Raw genomic sequence first — 14,142 nt, forward strand, 5'->3', positions numbered from 1 at the left:
CTAGCCTCGCTTAAACTGTAATCGGTTAACTTCCACTAGACCGGACTCTTTACCTCGGTCGATGTCCATGAATTCCACTTCAATGCCTTGCTTCTCTTTCAAAAAGGTAAGCCAATCCACTAAACGGTTAAATGGCATCGGAGCCACCCACACTTGCAACATCTCATTGCGGGGCTGAACACGTTGTAGCTCCACCTTAAATTGGCGCGCGGACGACGCAATGACTTGGTTTAGCGGCTGATTGGAAAACGACACGCCGCCACTGGCACGTAAACCGGTGAGCTCATCGGCTTTCTCACTCACCCAACTGAGTAGCTGTTTCTCACTTTGGATACGTAACTGAGCTTGCTCAGCACGCGCATTGATGGGCTGTAAAACGCCCCAGTAAATCAGCCCGATAAGACCGAAGACACCACACACCACCACTAAACGTTGCTCACGCTGGCTAATGCTGCTCCACCAAGCTTGGAACATATTGAGTAAATTTGTCATCTGCTCCTCACTTACGCTTTAACACAAAGCTGCCAATCACAGCGTCGCCAGTGCGGTTAAGCTGCCCTTGCTCCACTTGGAATTGCTCGCTCAACTTCACGCGTGCCTGTTCAAAAATTTGGAAATCGTTACTTTTCGCCTGAATGCGGACTTCGCCTCGATTCCCATCGTATTTGATGCTCAGCACTTCAAAGTTCTTCACTTGGCCAATGGTACCCGGCAATTGTGCCATCCACTGCAACATCGAATCACCCGCGCCACCCCCAGACAAACGGCGAATTTCGTCTTCCATTTGGCGTTTGAGGTAACTGACGGTTGGGATCTTGTTTCGGCCCGGCATCACTTGACGGAAAATGCGCTCGCTCTCTTCTCGATACGCCTGTGCTTGCGACTCATAGCGCTGAATCGTGAGCACTTGTTGCGCGACCAACGCGGCGATCAATAAGCTGCCACTGATCGCCACCTTCTGCCACACTTTCCAGTGCTTAAAGAACGAGCTTTTCGGCTTAAACTCACCAGTTAGCAGTGAGAATTTACCATCGGCAACGCCTTGGCTGAGTAACGCCATGGTCATTTCCACTGGGCGACTCAGCCAATGCGCTTGACCTTGCTGTTCAGGCAACGAGCTAAAGCAGGCGACAGAAAGGGGTTGCTCGCCGGCAAGGGCATTCAAATAGACGGGCATCCAGCTGTCGTCGACTGCGCTGCCTTGGCAGGCAGAATGACGGAACAACCACTGCTCCCCCAATTGCGCGGCGCTGATGCCTTCGTCGTCGAGTGGCAGCGCCAGTGAGTCTGGCAGCACACGTTTGACATCCAAACCTTGAGCGCGAAATGCATCAAGCATATGTTGCAACCAACGGCGATCCACACCACACACTTGCGCTTTGCCATTCTCTTTGGCCAACACAGAGAAATGCAAATCATCCACATCTTGGGCGATTTCATCTTCCAGCAAGTAAGGCAGCATCGACTCAAACTGACGTGAGGCACCCGGTGGGATGTCCACTTCGGTTAACACCACATCGCTGGCCGCGACCAGCACTACGATCGGCCTCTGCTCGGCATAATTTTTGAGATCGTCCAGTTGTTGCCAATCCGACAACTCCCCACTGGCGATCACTTCTTGTTGGCTTGATGACCAAACCAACCAAGGAATGGGGCTATATTGTTCGCTACTCAGCCGAACGGTCAGAAACTCGCTCACTGATTCCTCCAAAACGGCGACGCACAACGGTCACGGTTTCTCTGTTTTTACTGTACATAAGGCTGCGAACTCTCACCCGAGAGTCCTCGACTAACACCTGTGCATCCAATTCAAAGTATCGGCTATCAACGCCAAGATACGCTTTTGCTAGTTTTTTGATTTCTTCGCTGATGCCCGCCATTTCAGATTCTGAAAGAAAAGCATCAATGCTCGCCCAGCCATCAAAGGGGCGTTTTTCTATCAGTTGCTTGGCATCAGATTCACTCAACGCAGGCGAAAACAGCGCCACCAGCAAAGCGGCTTGCTCAGCGCTGATGGTATTGACGTTCAAGCGCCACTCATCGGTCGGTAAAGCACAGACCAAAGGCTGCAGCGTTGCCATCATTTCACCCGACACTTGGTAAACCGCGCGCAGTTCACTGCTGTCAGCAATGTACCCATTCGCCGCCAAATAGGCGGGTTTCATCCCTTCATAAGTCGAGTCTTCGACCCCAGAAGAAGAGCGCACCGCATCATTGGGATCGACAAACTCCCACATGGAGTCGGCAATCACTTCGGATTCATAACTTTCTACGCCTGACTCTTCGAGCAAAGCCCGAAAGACTTTCACCAAATAAGGACGCTCTACCGCAGCGTCTTGCATCACCACGGGAGAGAGGGCATTGAGATTAAAGCACGCTTGCTTATCAAAAATGCGTCCTTTCGCTTGGCCATAGTCCAAGGGATAGGTTTTCTCTTCCAAGGCCCAAGGCTGGTTTAAGTTAATGGTGTCACTATCTTTGTAACTTTGCTCAATACCGACCTTCGCCAACGCTTCCACGCCAATGCTGTACCAGTACGCTTGCTGATAGCTGATCTGGTTAGTGCCACGCTTAAACTGTGCAAACAAACGCTCAGACATACTGCCTGCGATGGTGGCCATAATGGCCAGCAACAGCAAAATGATGATCAGGGCCACTCCAGATTGGCGCGAGCGGTTCGATTTAGCCATTGTTGCCTGCTCCACCACTATTGTTTTGCCCGGAGTCTTCGCTACCTGACGCTTGTTTTTGCAAATTCCCCTCTGGAGTGAGGTAAGTTCGCGCGATCTTTCCGTAATCTTTCAACGTCAGCTCTACCGAGATCGCCGCCGGCAAGGTCAACTCGTTGCTCCACTCATTGATCCACTGTTTGCCGTCATAAAAACGCACATTAAGCTCTTCCACATCACTGAGTAACGGAGTCACGACCCCTTCTTGCCCTGCTGGGGTATCTGGGTAACGCCACCATACTCGCTCTAAGCGCTCATCTTTGATGCGATAACCCACTTTGGTGACCTCCCCGCGAGGAAATTGCTGCTGCGGATTGTGCCAACCTAAACGCGCGAACATGATGCCTTTGCTGTCTGAATCTAAGAGGTAATCCGCCCAATGCAGCAGTTTTTTGCTCGGCTCTTCGCCGTTGGTGCGTGTTTGACGCAGCGCTATCTGACGAAAATCGCTGTCCATCATCACCAAGGCGCGTTGCAATTCATTCAAGCGTGCGGTGCGCTCTTGTGATAATTCATTGCTGCGCTGCACCTGATTGACCACCTGATACGCGGCCACACTTAAGGTGGCAAAAATGGCAATCGACACCAACACTTCGATGAGGGTAAAACCACGTTGGCGCGTGTTTTTCTTTCGCCACGTTTTATTTCGCCACATAGCTTCTCACCGTAATCATTGGGCTGGCCTGCTTTTCGGCTGCCACACTCACATCAAACGCTTTCAGCAGCGGCTGGGTCGTGGCTACGGGTGCGACTTTCCAATACCAAGTTTGCCCCGCTAACTCTTCTTCGCCATTGCTGGCTTTTAGGTTTTTGGGGTTGAGCATCACCATCGCCATTTGATTGTCTGCCACCATGGCAGCGAACATCTTCTGCTCCAAATAACCAACGGTGTTGATGTGCTGGCTAACGGCACGGATCACGCTCATCGCCGCAGTGGCAAATATCGCCAACGCCACCAGCACCTCAAGCAAGGTCATGCCTGCGTATTTGCGTCGTTTAACCATCGTCTTGCTCTTCTTCACCGGGAGCCAGCAGAATAATCTGTCCTGTGTCTTTGGCTCGTACTCGCCAACCATTTTCGGTCGCGTCCTGATCGTCGGGATAAAAAGACAATGAAAACGGCGTCAATTCTCCGCTGGATAAAATGAAAATCTGCGGCGGTCGCTGTTTTTTCTCTTTTTCTTCTTCGGCAAACATCTCTTCATCAAACAGAGAGCCCGGCTCGAACAGGCGATCGTCTTGCTGCCATGCCCCTCCCCCTAAGGTCAATTGCATCGCGACCTCATCTTCAAGCTCGGTGGTGGCGGGGATTTTATTCAACTCCAACGTCTGCCAGCCATCGGCTTCCAATTTGAGTAATGTGTAGCGTGATTTTTCTTCCTCGATCCGAACACCAAAATCTTTACCACTGAGCACCGCCTCTTCGTTGAGGAGCTGTAATCGTTGGTAAAAACTCTGCGCGTATTTCTTGCCCCGCTCGTCACTGCGAGTGGGAAGGGTGGCGATAACCGCCACCGCAGTCAGAGACAACAACACCAGCACCAACAGAATTTCGATCAGTGTAAAACCCGCTAAGCGAGATGAAAAACGTGGTTTCAAGTGGTTGCCTCTTCGACTCGACGTCCCATTATTGGAAGTCTTGCATGTTCCAGTTGCCAATATCTGCCGCTGCGCCTTCACCGCCTTCTTGACCATCTGCACCTAAGGTGAAGATATCAATCGTGCCTTTGTCGCCAGGGCTCATGTATTGGTATTCGTTACCCCAAGGGTCTTTTGGCAGACGCTTGATGTAACCGCCATTACGGTAGTTGCGTGGCTCTGGGCTGCTTGGCTTGGTCACCAACGCTTCCAAACCTTGATCGGTGGTTGGATACACGCTGTTGTCTAACTTGTACATGTCCAGCGCATTTTCCAACGCGACGATGTCGGTAATGGCTTTTTGCTGGTCAGCCTTTTCTTTGTTACCTAGCAGGTTAGGGACAACGAAACTGGCCAGAATGCCCAGAATCACCACCACAACCATGACTTCAAGCAGGGTGAAACCCGCCTGTTTTTTTGCTTTATTTTGCATTGTTTTCTCCAGAATAATGAGGCCGAATGACCAAGCCACTCAGCACCCCAAAATCAGCCACTCATTAAATTATTCATTTCCAGCATCGGCATCAGTGTCGCCATCACAATGAACAACACCAATCCCGCCATTAGCGCAATCAACGCTGGGGTAAAAATACCCAACGCGATATTGACCGTCGATTCAAAACTTTGGTCTTGGTTGTCCGCGGCACGCGTCAGCATGCTTTCCAACTCACCACTTTGTTCTCCACTGGCAATCATGTGCAACATCATTGGTGGAAAAAGGCGAGTTTGATCCAAAGCTTTACGCAGACTGGCCCCTTCACGCACGCTGTCTGCCGCCAATAAGACCTGTTGTTTGACAAATTGGTTCGACATCACATCGACCGCCACGCGCATTCCTTCCAAAATAGGAATCGCACTGGAGGTACAAATGGATAAGGTGCGAGCAAATCGAGCGGTATTCAACCCTTTCGAGATTTTGCCCAGTAGCGGCAGGCTCAGGATGCGGCGATCCCACGCCATGCGAACATTCGGCTTTTTTAAGGCCGTTTTGAGTAGGTAAATGGCAAACACGATGCTTCCCAACAGCAATAATCCCCACTCTTGAACAAACTCACTCGCCGCCAACAAAAACTGCGTCGACTGTGGCAATTCTTGACCCATTTGAATAATCGGCTCAACGATTTTGGGTACCACTGTGGCGAGCAAAAACGCCACAATCGTGACAGCAAACACCACCAATACCACAGGGTAAATCATCGCTTGCAGTAACTTAGAACGCATCTTCTGGCGATTTTCACAGTAATCGGCCAAGCGCTCTAACACTGCATCCAAATGACCCGATTTTTCACCCGCAGCCACCATTGAACGATACAGTTCATCAAAAATATGCGGGTAGTCTGACAGGCTGTCTGCCAAGGTGTAACCTTCGGTGACTTTGGCCCGCACCGCTGCCAACATACCTCGAATACGAGGCTTCTCTGCTTGATCCGATACCGCTTTGAGACACTCTTCCAGCGGCATACCCGATTGCACTAGGGTCGAGATCTGACGAGTAATCAACGACAGTTCGGGAGTGGAAATGCCCCGCTTAAAGCCACCTGACGATTTGCTTTTGGCCAACTTGGCTTTGGTTTCCATCACCTCGATGGGCACCATGCCTTGCTCTTTCAAGCGTTGGCGTACTTGGCGGGCATTGTCGCCTTCCAATGTGCCTTTTTTGGTGCGCCCTTTCGCGTCGAGCGCTTTGTATTCAAACGCCGCCATTAAGATTCCTTGGTCACGCGCATCACTTCTTCCAGTGACGTCACGCCTTGCAACACTTTGTCTAAACCGTCGCTGCGAATGCTCGGAGTATGTTCACGAATGTATTTGTCCATCGCCTGCTCTCCCGCCTCAGCATGGATCAGCTCTTGGACTTTATCGTCCACCATCAACAGCTCATGGATACCGGTACGGCCACGATAACCTTTGTGGTTACATTTTTCACATCCCTTGGCACGATATAAAGTCAGCGCATCTTTCTTCTTCACGCCAAACAGTTTGCGCTGCTCTTTGTCCGCCTCGTACGGTTCTTTACAGTCTTGGCATAAGGTCCGTACCAGGCGCTGAGCCAACACGCCCAGCAGTGAAGAAGAGATCAAAAAGGGCTCAATACCCATGTCACGCAGACGGGTAATGGCACCTACGGCGGTGTTGGTGTGCAAGGTTGACATCACCAAGTGACCGGTCAATGACGCTTGTACGGCAATTTGCGCGGTTTCCAAGTCACGAATTTCCCCGACCATCACCACGTCTGGGTCTTGACGCAAAATGGCTCGCAGACCACGAGCAAAGGTCATGTCGACTTTTGGATTCACTTGGGTTTGACCGATACCATCGATATCAAATTCGATCGGGTCTTCCACCGTTAAGATGTTGCGCTCGTTGCTGTTTAGCTCTTGTAGGCCAGCGTACAAGGTGGTGGATTTACCCGAACCGGTTGGACCTGTGACCAAGATAATCCCGTGAGGACGCGAGATAAGATGACGGAAATTGTTATGGTTCACCGGCGTCATGCCCAAGCTATGCAGGTCAAGACGAGTGGCGTTTTTATCCAGCAAACGCATCACCACACGCTCGCCGTGTGATGAAGGCATGGTCGATACACGCACATCGACCGCACGACCACCGATACGCAGTGAAATACGGCCATCTTGTGGCACCCGTTTTTCTGCAATATCCAGTTTGGCCATGACTTTAACACGTGACACCAACAGCGGCGCCAGTTTGCGGCTCGGAGACAACACATCGCGCAAAACGCCATCGACGCGGAAACGAATCGACAGAATTTTCTCGAACGTTTCGATATGAATATCAGACGCACCTTCTTTGATCGCTTCGCCCAACATGGCGTTGATCAATTTGATGATCGGTGCATCGTCTTCTGTTTCGAGCAAGTCTTCATCTTGCGGCAACTCTTCGGCCAAAGAGAAGAAGTCATCATCCGAGCCAATGTCTTCCATCAACTGGCGCGCTTCTGACGAGTCACGTTGGTACGCTTCGGTCAGTTTTTTTTCAAACGCTTCAGCGGCAATCGCTCGCGGCACAAAAGTTTGCTTTAGCACGCGGCGTACTTCCAGCAACGCGTGGGCATTCAAAGGCTCTACGTAATAAAGCACTGGCGGCCTTTCTGGATGCTCAATCTCCAGCACCATTTTAAAACGGTTAGCAAAACTAAACGGTAAACGGCGATACGCTAGCGCCGTATCCAGCATATCTACCATTACTGCTGTTCCATTTGATCAATAAACGCTTGAATTTCTGTAGGATGACGTCTGTCTTCGCCAAATTTTGGCAACACAGGAATGTGCTCATCATCCATGAGTTTTAACCCTTGCTCTGCTTTGTAGAGCTGCTCAGCACGGATGTAGTTGTACTTGCGCTGAGTGATGCCGTCGGCTGTCATGCCATCACGAATGATGGTTGGTTTGATGAACACCATCAGGTTTTTCTTTTCAACTTGCGTATTGGTTGATTTAAACAAATGCCCCAAAATCGGGATATCACCCAGTAGCGGCACTTTTGATTCGCTCTCTAACGCGCGTTCATCAATCAAGCCACCGAGCACCAACATTTGACCATCTTGCACAATCACCGAGGTATTGAGCTGTCGCTTGGCAAAACGCACATCCACCGCACCGTTCGCACCCAAGACGTTAGACACTTCTTGTTCAATATTCAGCTGAACCGAATCACCTTCGTTGATTTGCGGCACCACTTTAAGCTTGATGCCCACTTCTTTACGGTCAACGGTTTGGAATGGGTTGTCGTTGTTGGATCCCGCGGTCGCGCCAGTGATGACCGGCACTTCTTCACCAACAATGAAAGACGCTTCACCATTGTCCATCACGGTGATGCTTGGCGAAGAAAGAATATTAGAGTTGGAATCACTTGAGACCGCACTGATCAACGCCGTCCAGTCCCCCATCACTAAGCTCAATGCGGCACCATTCACGCCAGAAAGCGCAGCAGCAAGGGTGGAATAGTCTCCTGATTCCGTTACCTGATAAGGAACGCGATTGCCATTGCCGTCATTATAATATTCGGTTTTAGTTTGATCTTTTGCTTCTTCAAGACCCACCATCACACCGCCAATGGGCGCACCGGTATTACCATATTGAATCACCGCACCCGTTTCCAATGAGCCCCACTGAACGCCAAGATTGATACCATCACCCTCTGCCATTTCGACAATCAAGGCTTCAATCAGAACTTGCGCACGACGGATGTCTAATTGGTTGATCACCTCTTGCAACGCAACCATGATATCGGGTGGCGCAGTCAGCACCAGTGAGTTAGTCCCTTTATGCGCCGCAATCACCACATCATTACGCTGTGCAGAACCGCCTTTTTGCCCAGAGTTTTTCTCCGCTTGTAAGTTGTCTGAGACCCCTTTCAATACGTCGACTAAATCTTCCGCTTTGGCATACTTGAGATAAACAACACGGTTGTTGCCTTTGCTCGCCATTTCCACATCGAGTTGGCGAATCAGACGCTTCAAGCGATCACGCACTTTGGGATCGCCCGAAATCAAAATGGAGTTGGTGCGCTCATCGGCCACCAATTTGGGCTGCAAGAACTCGGGGGTGTTTTTGGCGTCCGTAGTACGGCTCAAAGCGTCGACAATACGCACCATTTCTGCCGCTGACGCACTCGCGAGCTCAATCACTTCAATTTCGGTGTCACCCGCCTGGTCAACGCGTTTGATGATTTCGGCTAAGCGGTTGACCACCGCAGCACGGCCTGTGATCAAAATGATATTGGCCGGGTCATAATGCACCACGTTGCCCGCCCCTGCGTTATCAATCAGTTGGCGTAGCAAAGGAGAAAGCTCACGTACCGATACATTACGCACCGCGACCACGCGTGTAATGACATTGTCGCCCTTCACGGTGTCATCACTGACGACAGGAATGGCCGAGGTTTTGGAATCTTTGGATTTGACGACTTTCAGTACGCCATTTTCCATTTCAACCACCGCGTAACCATACACTTCAAGCACATTGAGGAAAAAACTGTAGTACTGTTCTTCGTTTAATACATCGTAACTACGCACATCGATTTTGCCACGAACCGACGGGTCAACAATGATGGTCTTTTCCAAGTTGCGGCCAACAATGTTAATGAATTCCTGAATGTCAGTGCCTTTGAAACTCGCACTAAAATCGTTTGCCAGCACGCCACTTGAACAGGCTAAAGTTCCCGCTAGTAGCCAAGCACTTTTGCTAAACCAATATTTCACGTCTATCTCCCTGAACTTACGCTGTTAGCCTAAGTGTTAAAACTGGATGTAAATATCATGCTGCTGTCCATCTCGCTCCACTGTGAGATTGAGCTCGGTGAGCTCAGAGACAGCATTAAAAATTTTGCCCATTGCCGCTGGGTCAGTAAGATCATTGCCATTCAACTGCACAGCGATGTCACCATCTTGTAAGCCAACGGCTTCAAACAGTTGCGGACTTTTACCCGGGCTCACGCGATAACCCACCACCTTGTCTTCTTGCTTCACTTGAGACAAGCGCACGTATTGGAAGATTTTCTGTGGATCGGCCGTGATTTCTTCACGAATCTGCGCCAACTGTTCGTCCGTATCGGGTGGGTTATTTTTGGTAATGGTCGATGAAGGGATAACTTGTGAACCTGACTGGGAGAGTTTTTTGTATTCCACCCCTTCAAGCATCAAGGTTTCATCTCGACCTTCATTGTCAATGATGACGCGATCAACCAGCACCGCTTTCAGTTTGGCACGAGTGCCTTCAATCTCTTCGCCAACGCCATAAGTGGCTTGTTGACCACGATTGGCGATGACCGCCAAACTGGTTTGCGGGTTGCTGCTCGCCACCGCACCCACTAACACCAGATTTAAACGAGTTTTTGGTGCATCTTGTACGACGGGCTGACTAACCACAGGTTTGGGTTTACTTTCGTTGTAAACCCCAAATAAGTTGATGGCTTGAAGATCGTTGAGGTTGAGTTGTTCACCTTGTTGATGTTGTACTGCCCGTTTTGACGTAGGTTGCCAAGCAACGATCTGACTATTGCTTTCTTGTGTTAGCCAAACGACCTGCCCAAGCGTCCAACCACTCAAAGCAACCAACATGCCTGTAACAACCATGCTAACTCGCTGTTGAATCACGCCTTGGTTAGCCACAAACTTTGCTAGCCACGCACCGTCAACGAATCTAGCATTCAGCTCTGATGGTTTCACTCAATTCGTCCCTTTTGCCATTGAAGATTTCGCTTTTTAATCATTGAGCTCATAATTTGTTTTTCAACGCTACTGCTCTCAAAGCTATCCATTTTTTCATGTATTTTGAGAAAACTCGTCAAATAAACAGCAGGTTATGCTGATTAACATGGTCAATTTTCCTATCAATACATCGACCCCAAACTATATCACAGCTTGTTTGTTCGATGCTTCTCCAATGACGATTTTGCCAACTGTCTTGAAAAATTTGCGCCAAGTCACCATTGTACAGAGCAAGATTCAATCAGTCACAGCAGTGTTTAGAGAGCAATACTAACGATGAGTTCCCCAGTTGAAGCCGTGAGGCTGGATAAATGGCTTTGGGCAGCGCGATTTTATAAGACGCGCTCAATCGCTCGCGATATGGTCGATGGTGGTAAAGTCCACTATAATGGTCAACGCGCCAAGCCAAGTAAGATTGTTGAAGTGGGTGCGGTATTGAAACTACGCCAAGGTAATGAAGAAAAAACCGTGGTGATAGAAAAGCTCTCCACTCAGCGTCGTGGCGCACCAGAAGCGCAAGCTCTTTATAGTGAAACACAAGAGAGCCAAACCAAGCGCGAAGCACAAGCGATGCAACGTAAGTTAAACGCGCATAACCCAAGTCCAGACCGCCGCCCAGACAAAAAGCAGCGCCGCGACATTATCAAATTTAAACACCAGTAAAAGCCGGAAAAACCGACGAGGAATCGCTAAATGGCAAGCAATATTTTGAATCGCTACTTATTTGAAGATCTTTCAGTACGTGGTGAGTTGGTACAACTGGATGAAGCGTATCAGCGAATTATTTCTAGCAAGGAGTATCCGGCAGCACTGCAAAAACTGCTTGGTGAGCTATTGGTTTCTACCACTCTTCTGACTGCAACTTTAAAGTTTGAAGGCTCAATCACGATTCAGCTACAAGGCGACGGCCCTGTCTCACTGGCCGTGATCAATGGTGACAACGAACAGAAAATTCGTGGCGTGGCTCGCTGGGAAGGCGAGATTGCCGACGACGCGACTCTACACGAGATGATGGGCAAAGGTTATATGGTCATCACCATTGAGCCGAAAAAAGGCGAGCGCTACCAAGGTATTGTTGGCCTAGAAGGCGATAACCTAGAACAAGTGCTTGAAGGTTACTTTGAACGTTCAGAGCAGCTAAAAACGCGCCTATGGATCCGTACAGGCGAGCTCGAAGGCAAAGCACACGCCGCGGGTATGCTGATTCAAGTGGTGCCTGACGGCACTGGCTCTGAAAATGATTTTGAGCATTTGGAGCAGTTGACCAACACGGTGAAAAACGAAGAGCTGTTCACGCTACCAGCAAACGAGCTGCTTTACCGCCTCTACAATCAAGAGCAAGTGCGCCTGTTTGAACCGCAAAATGTCGAGTTCCATTGTGGTTGTTCACGTGAGCGCAGTGGCGCGGCGATCGTGACTGTCGACAAAAATGAAATTTATGACATTTTAGCCTCTGATGGATCCGTTTCTTTACATTGTGATTACTGCGGCACGACTTATTCGTTTGATGAATCTGACATCAGTAAGCTTTACGAAGACGCCACTTCTGAACCAAAAACGCTGCATTAATTTGCCCGCTTTACCAAGCACGTAATTTACCCATCAAAAGGCCAGCTCATGCTGGCCTTTTTGTGATCTAAGCATGATAAAACATAGGTTTACTTGTAATTTAATAACCCATTAATTTTTGCCAATTAATAATCCTTTTAAGCTGGCGCAAAGGTTTGCGCACACGATAAACTATCTCGGCCAATATGTGACGGGACACCTAAAACCACGGGAATCTTAAGGTTATTTTTTGAACTATATCCCTGTTTTCTACCCCACCCGTTGTTAGCATGGTGAGCAGAAATATTAATAAATTCTTACAAAATCCCTACAAAAATCCTAAAAGGAGCACCTATGACCGTTATGGAACATACAAAGGCTGCATCAATTGATCTAACCAAACATGGTCTTCGCAACGTAAAAGAGGTTGTGCGCAACCCAAGTTACGAAACATTGTTCGCAGAAGAGACTCGTGCTGATCTCGAAGGCTACGAAAAAGGCGTAGTGACCGAGCTTGGCGCAGTCGCTGTAGACACAGGTATCTTCACTGGCCGCTCACCAAAAGATAAATACATTGTGAAAGATGCCACCACCGAAGAGCACATGTGGTGGACCACTGATGCTGTTAAAAACGACAACAAGCCCATCACTCAAGCCGTATGGAACGATCTAAAGCAGCTCGTCACCAACCAGCTTTCTGGTAAGCGCGTTTTTGTGATTGATGGCTATTGTGGTGCCAACCCTGATACCCGTCTTAGCATCCGTGTGATCACCGAAGTGGCATGGCAAGCGCATTTCGTTAAGAACATGTTCATTCGTCCAACCGAAGAAGAGTTGGCCAGCTTTGAACCTGATTTCGTGGTGATGAATGGCGCGAAGTGTACCAACCAGAAGTGGCAAGAGCACGGTCTGAACTCTGAAAACTTCACGGTATTTAACTTAACAGAACGCATGCAGTTGATCGGCGGTACTTGGTACGGCGGTGAGATGAAGAAAGGCATGTTCGCGATGATGAACTACTTCCTTCCTCTCAAAGGTATCGCGTCGATGCACTGTTCAGCCAACATGGGCAAAGAAGGCGATGTGGCGATCTTCTTCGGTCTTTCTGGTACGGGTAAAACGACGCTGTCGACCGATCCAAAACGCGCACTGATCGGCGATGATGAGCACGGCTGGGATGACGATGGTGTGTTTAACTTCGAAGGTGGTTGTTACGCAAAAACCATCAAACTGTCGAAAGAAGCTGAGCCTGACATCTACAATGCGATTCGTCGTGACGCGCTACTTGAAAACGTGACCGTTCGTAACGACGGTTCAATCAACTTCGACGATGGTTCAAAAACCGAAAATACTCGCGTTTCTTATCCAATTCATCATATTGAAAACATCGTTAAGCCAGTATCAAAAGGCGGTCATGCCAACAAAGTGATCTTCCTTTCTGCGGATGCGTTTGGCGTGCTACCTCCAGTGTCTAAGTTGACGCCAGAGCAAACCAAATACCACTTCCTATCTGGCTTTACCGCGAAACTAGCGGGTACTGAACGTGGCATCACCGAACCAACACCAACCTTCTCTGCGTGTTTTGGTGCTGCGTTCCTGACGCTTCACCCAACCAAGTACGCTGAAGTACTGGTAAAACGTATGGAAGAAGCAGGCGCGGAAGCCTACCTCGTCAATACCGGTTGGAACGGCAGCGGCAAACGTATCTCAATCCAAGATACGCGCGGTATTATCGATGCCATCCTAGATGGCTCAATTGAACAAGCACCAACTAAACACGTGCCTATCTTCAATCTAGAAGTACCTACATCACTTCCTGGTGTGGATCCAACCATTCTTGATCCACGCGACACCTATGTAGACCCACTTCAATGGGAAAGCAAAGCACAAGATCTTGCTCAGCGCTTTATCAATAACTTTGCCAAGTACACCGATAACGCAGAAGGCCAGGCATTGGTTGCAGCAGGCCCACAGCTCGATTAGTGACCTAGCTACGAA

The 14,142-nt window shown here is 49.3% G+C and carries 14 protein-coding genes; 3 read left to right on the forward strand and 11 right to left on the reverse strand.

From position 1 onward, the window contains the following. Genes FC652_RS16100 through gspC form a run of 11 tightly spaced genes read right to left on the reverse strand, consistent with a single transcriptional unit; the run spans position 1 to position 10,554 of the window. Positions 1-492, reverse strand: coding sequence for a type II secretion system protein M (locus FC652_RS16100; protein ID WP_011078935.1), 492 nt, complete (start codon positions 490-492; stop codon positions 1-3). A gap of 7 nt (positions 493-499) precedes the next feature. After that, the gene (gene gspL, locus FC652_RS16105) at positions 500-1,699 is read right to left on the reverse strand and encodes a type II secretion system protein GspL (protein ID WP_043920924.1); all 1,200 of its coding nucleotides are present in this window, start codon (positions 1,697-1,699) and stop codon (positions 500-502) included. Continuing rightward, the gene (gene gspK / locus FC652_RS16110) at positions 1,668-2,690 is read right to left on the reverse strand and encodes a type II secretion system minor pseudopilin GspK (protein WP_176299393.1); all 1,023 of its coding nucleotides are present in this window, start codon (positions 2,688-2,690) and stop codon (positions 1,668-1,670) included. Before gspK ends, gspL begins: the two co-directional genes overlap by 32 nt. Beyond that, the gene (gspJ, locus tag FC652_RS16115; protein WP_130349475.1) at positions 2,683-3,384 is read right to left on the reverse strand and encodes a type II secretion system minor pseudopilin GspJ; all 702 of its coding nucleotides are present in this window, start codon (positions 3,382-3,384) and stop codon (positions 2,683-2,685) included. The genes gspK and gspJ overlap by 8 nt, the downstream gene beginning before the upstream one ends. Next, positions 3,371-3,733, reverse strand: a complete 363-nt coding sequence (gspI, locus tag FC652_RS16120) for a type II secretion system minor pseudopilin GspI (RefSeq protein WP_038941656.1) — start codon at positions 3,731-3,733, stop codon at positions 3,371-3,373. The genes gspJ and gspI overlap by 14 nt, the downstream gene beginning before the upstream one ends. Beyond that, positions 3,726-4,430, reverse strand: a complete 705-nt coding sequence (gspH, locus tag FC652_RS16125) for a type II secretion system minor pseudopilin GspH (protein WP_369597886.1) — start codon at positions 4,428-4,430, stop codon at positions 3,726-3,728. Before gspH ends, gspI begins: the two co-directional genes overlap by 8 nt. Beyond that, positions 4,357-4,800 (reverse strand): type II secretion system major pseudopilin GspG, encoded by a 444-nt coding sequence (gene gspG, locus FC652_RS16130; protein WP_011078941.1) that lies wholly within the window; start codon positions 4,798-4,800, stop codon positions 4,357-4,359. The genes gspH and gspG overlap by 74 nt, the downstream gene beginning before the upstream one ends. A gap of 53 nt (positions 4,801-4,853) precedes the next feature. Beyond that, on the reverse strand, positions 4,854-6,071 hold the full coding sequence (gene gspF, locus FC652_RS16135) for a type II secretion system inner membrane protein GspF (RefSeq protein ID WP_011078942.1): 1,218 nt from the start codon (positions 6,069-6,071) through the stop codon (positions 4,854-4,856). Beyond that, positions 6,071-7,570 (reverse strand): type II secretion system ATPase GspE, encoded by a 1,500-nt coding sequence (gspE, locus tag FC652_RS16140; RefSeq protein WP_176299395.1) that lies wholly within the window; start codon positions 7,568-7,570, stop codon positions 6,071-6,073. The genes gspF and gspE overlap by 1 nt, the downstream gene beginning before the upstream one ends. Beyond that, a complete protein-coding gene (gene gspD, locus FC652_RS16145) occupies positions 7,570-9,588 on the reverse strand; it encodes a type II secretion system secretin GspD (protein ID WP_176299396.1) in 2,019 nt (672 codons plus the stop codon). Before gspD ends, gspE begins: the two co-directional genes overlap by 1 nt. 36 nt (positions 9,589-9,624) lie before the next feature. Further along, positions 9,625-10,554: a type II secretion system protein GspC gene (gspC, locus tag FC652_RS16150; protein WP_237287644.1), complete on the reverse strand. Its 930-nt coding sequence runs from the start codon at positions 10,552-10,554 to the stop codon at positions 9,625-9,627. Positions 10,555-10,872: 318 nt separating this feature from the next. Between gspC and hslR the strand changes: the two genes are divergently transcribed. The 3 genes from hslR to pckA all read left to right on the forward strand — a co-directional run bounded on the left by hslR (position 10,873) and on the right by pckA (position 14,127). Further along, a complete protein-coding gene (gene hslR, locus FC652_RS16155; RefSeq protein WP_176299397.1) occupies positions 10,873-11,259 on the forward strand; it encodes a ribosome-associated heat shock protein Hsp15 in 387 nt (128 codons plus the stop codon). A 30-nt stretch (positions 11,260-11,289) separates the two neighbouring features. Further along, the gene (gene hslO, locus FC652_RS16160) at positions 11,290-12,165 is read left to right on the forward strand and encodes an Hsp33 family molecular chaperone HslO (protein ID WP_176299398.1); all 876 of its coding nucleotides are present in this window, start codon (positions 11,290-11,292) and stop codon (positions 12,163-12,165) included. A 333-nt stretch (positions 12,166-12,498) separates the two neighbouring features. Then, positions 12,499-14,127 carry a phosphoenolpyruvate carboxykinase (ATP) gene (pckA, locus tag FC652_RS16165; protein ID WP_176299399.1) on the forward strand — a complete coding sequence of 543 codons (1,629 nt, stop codon included), beginning with the start codon at positions 12,499-12,501 and terminating at the stop codon, positions 14,125-14,127. The last annotated feature ends 15 nt before the right edge of the window (positions 14,128-14,142 follow it).

This window comes from Vibrio sp. 05-20-BW147 (assembly GCF_013369385.1).
In the GTDB taxonomy this organism is placed as follows: domain Bacteria; phylum Pseudomonadota; class Gammaproteobacteria; order Enterobacterales; family Vibrionaceae; genus Vibrio; species Vibrio floridensis.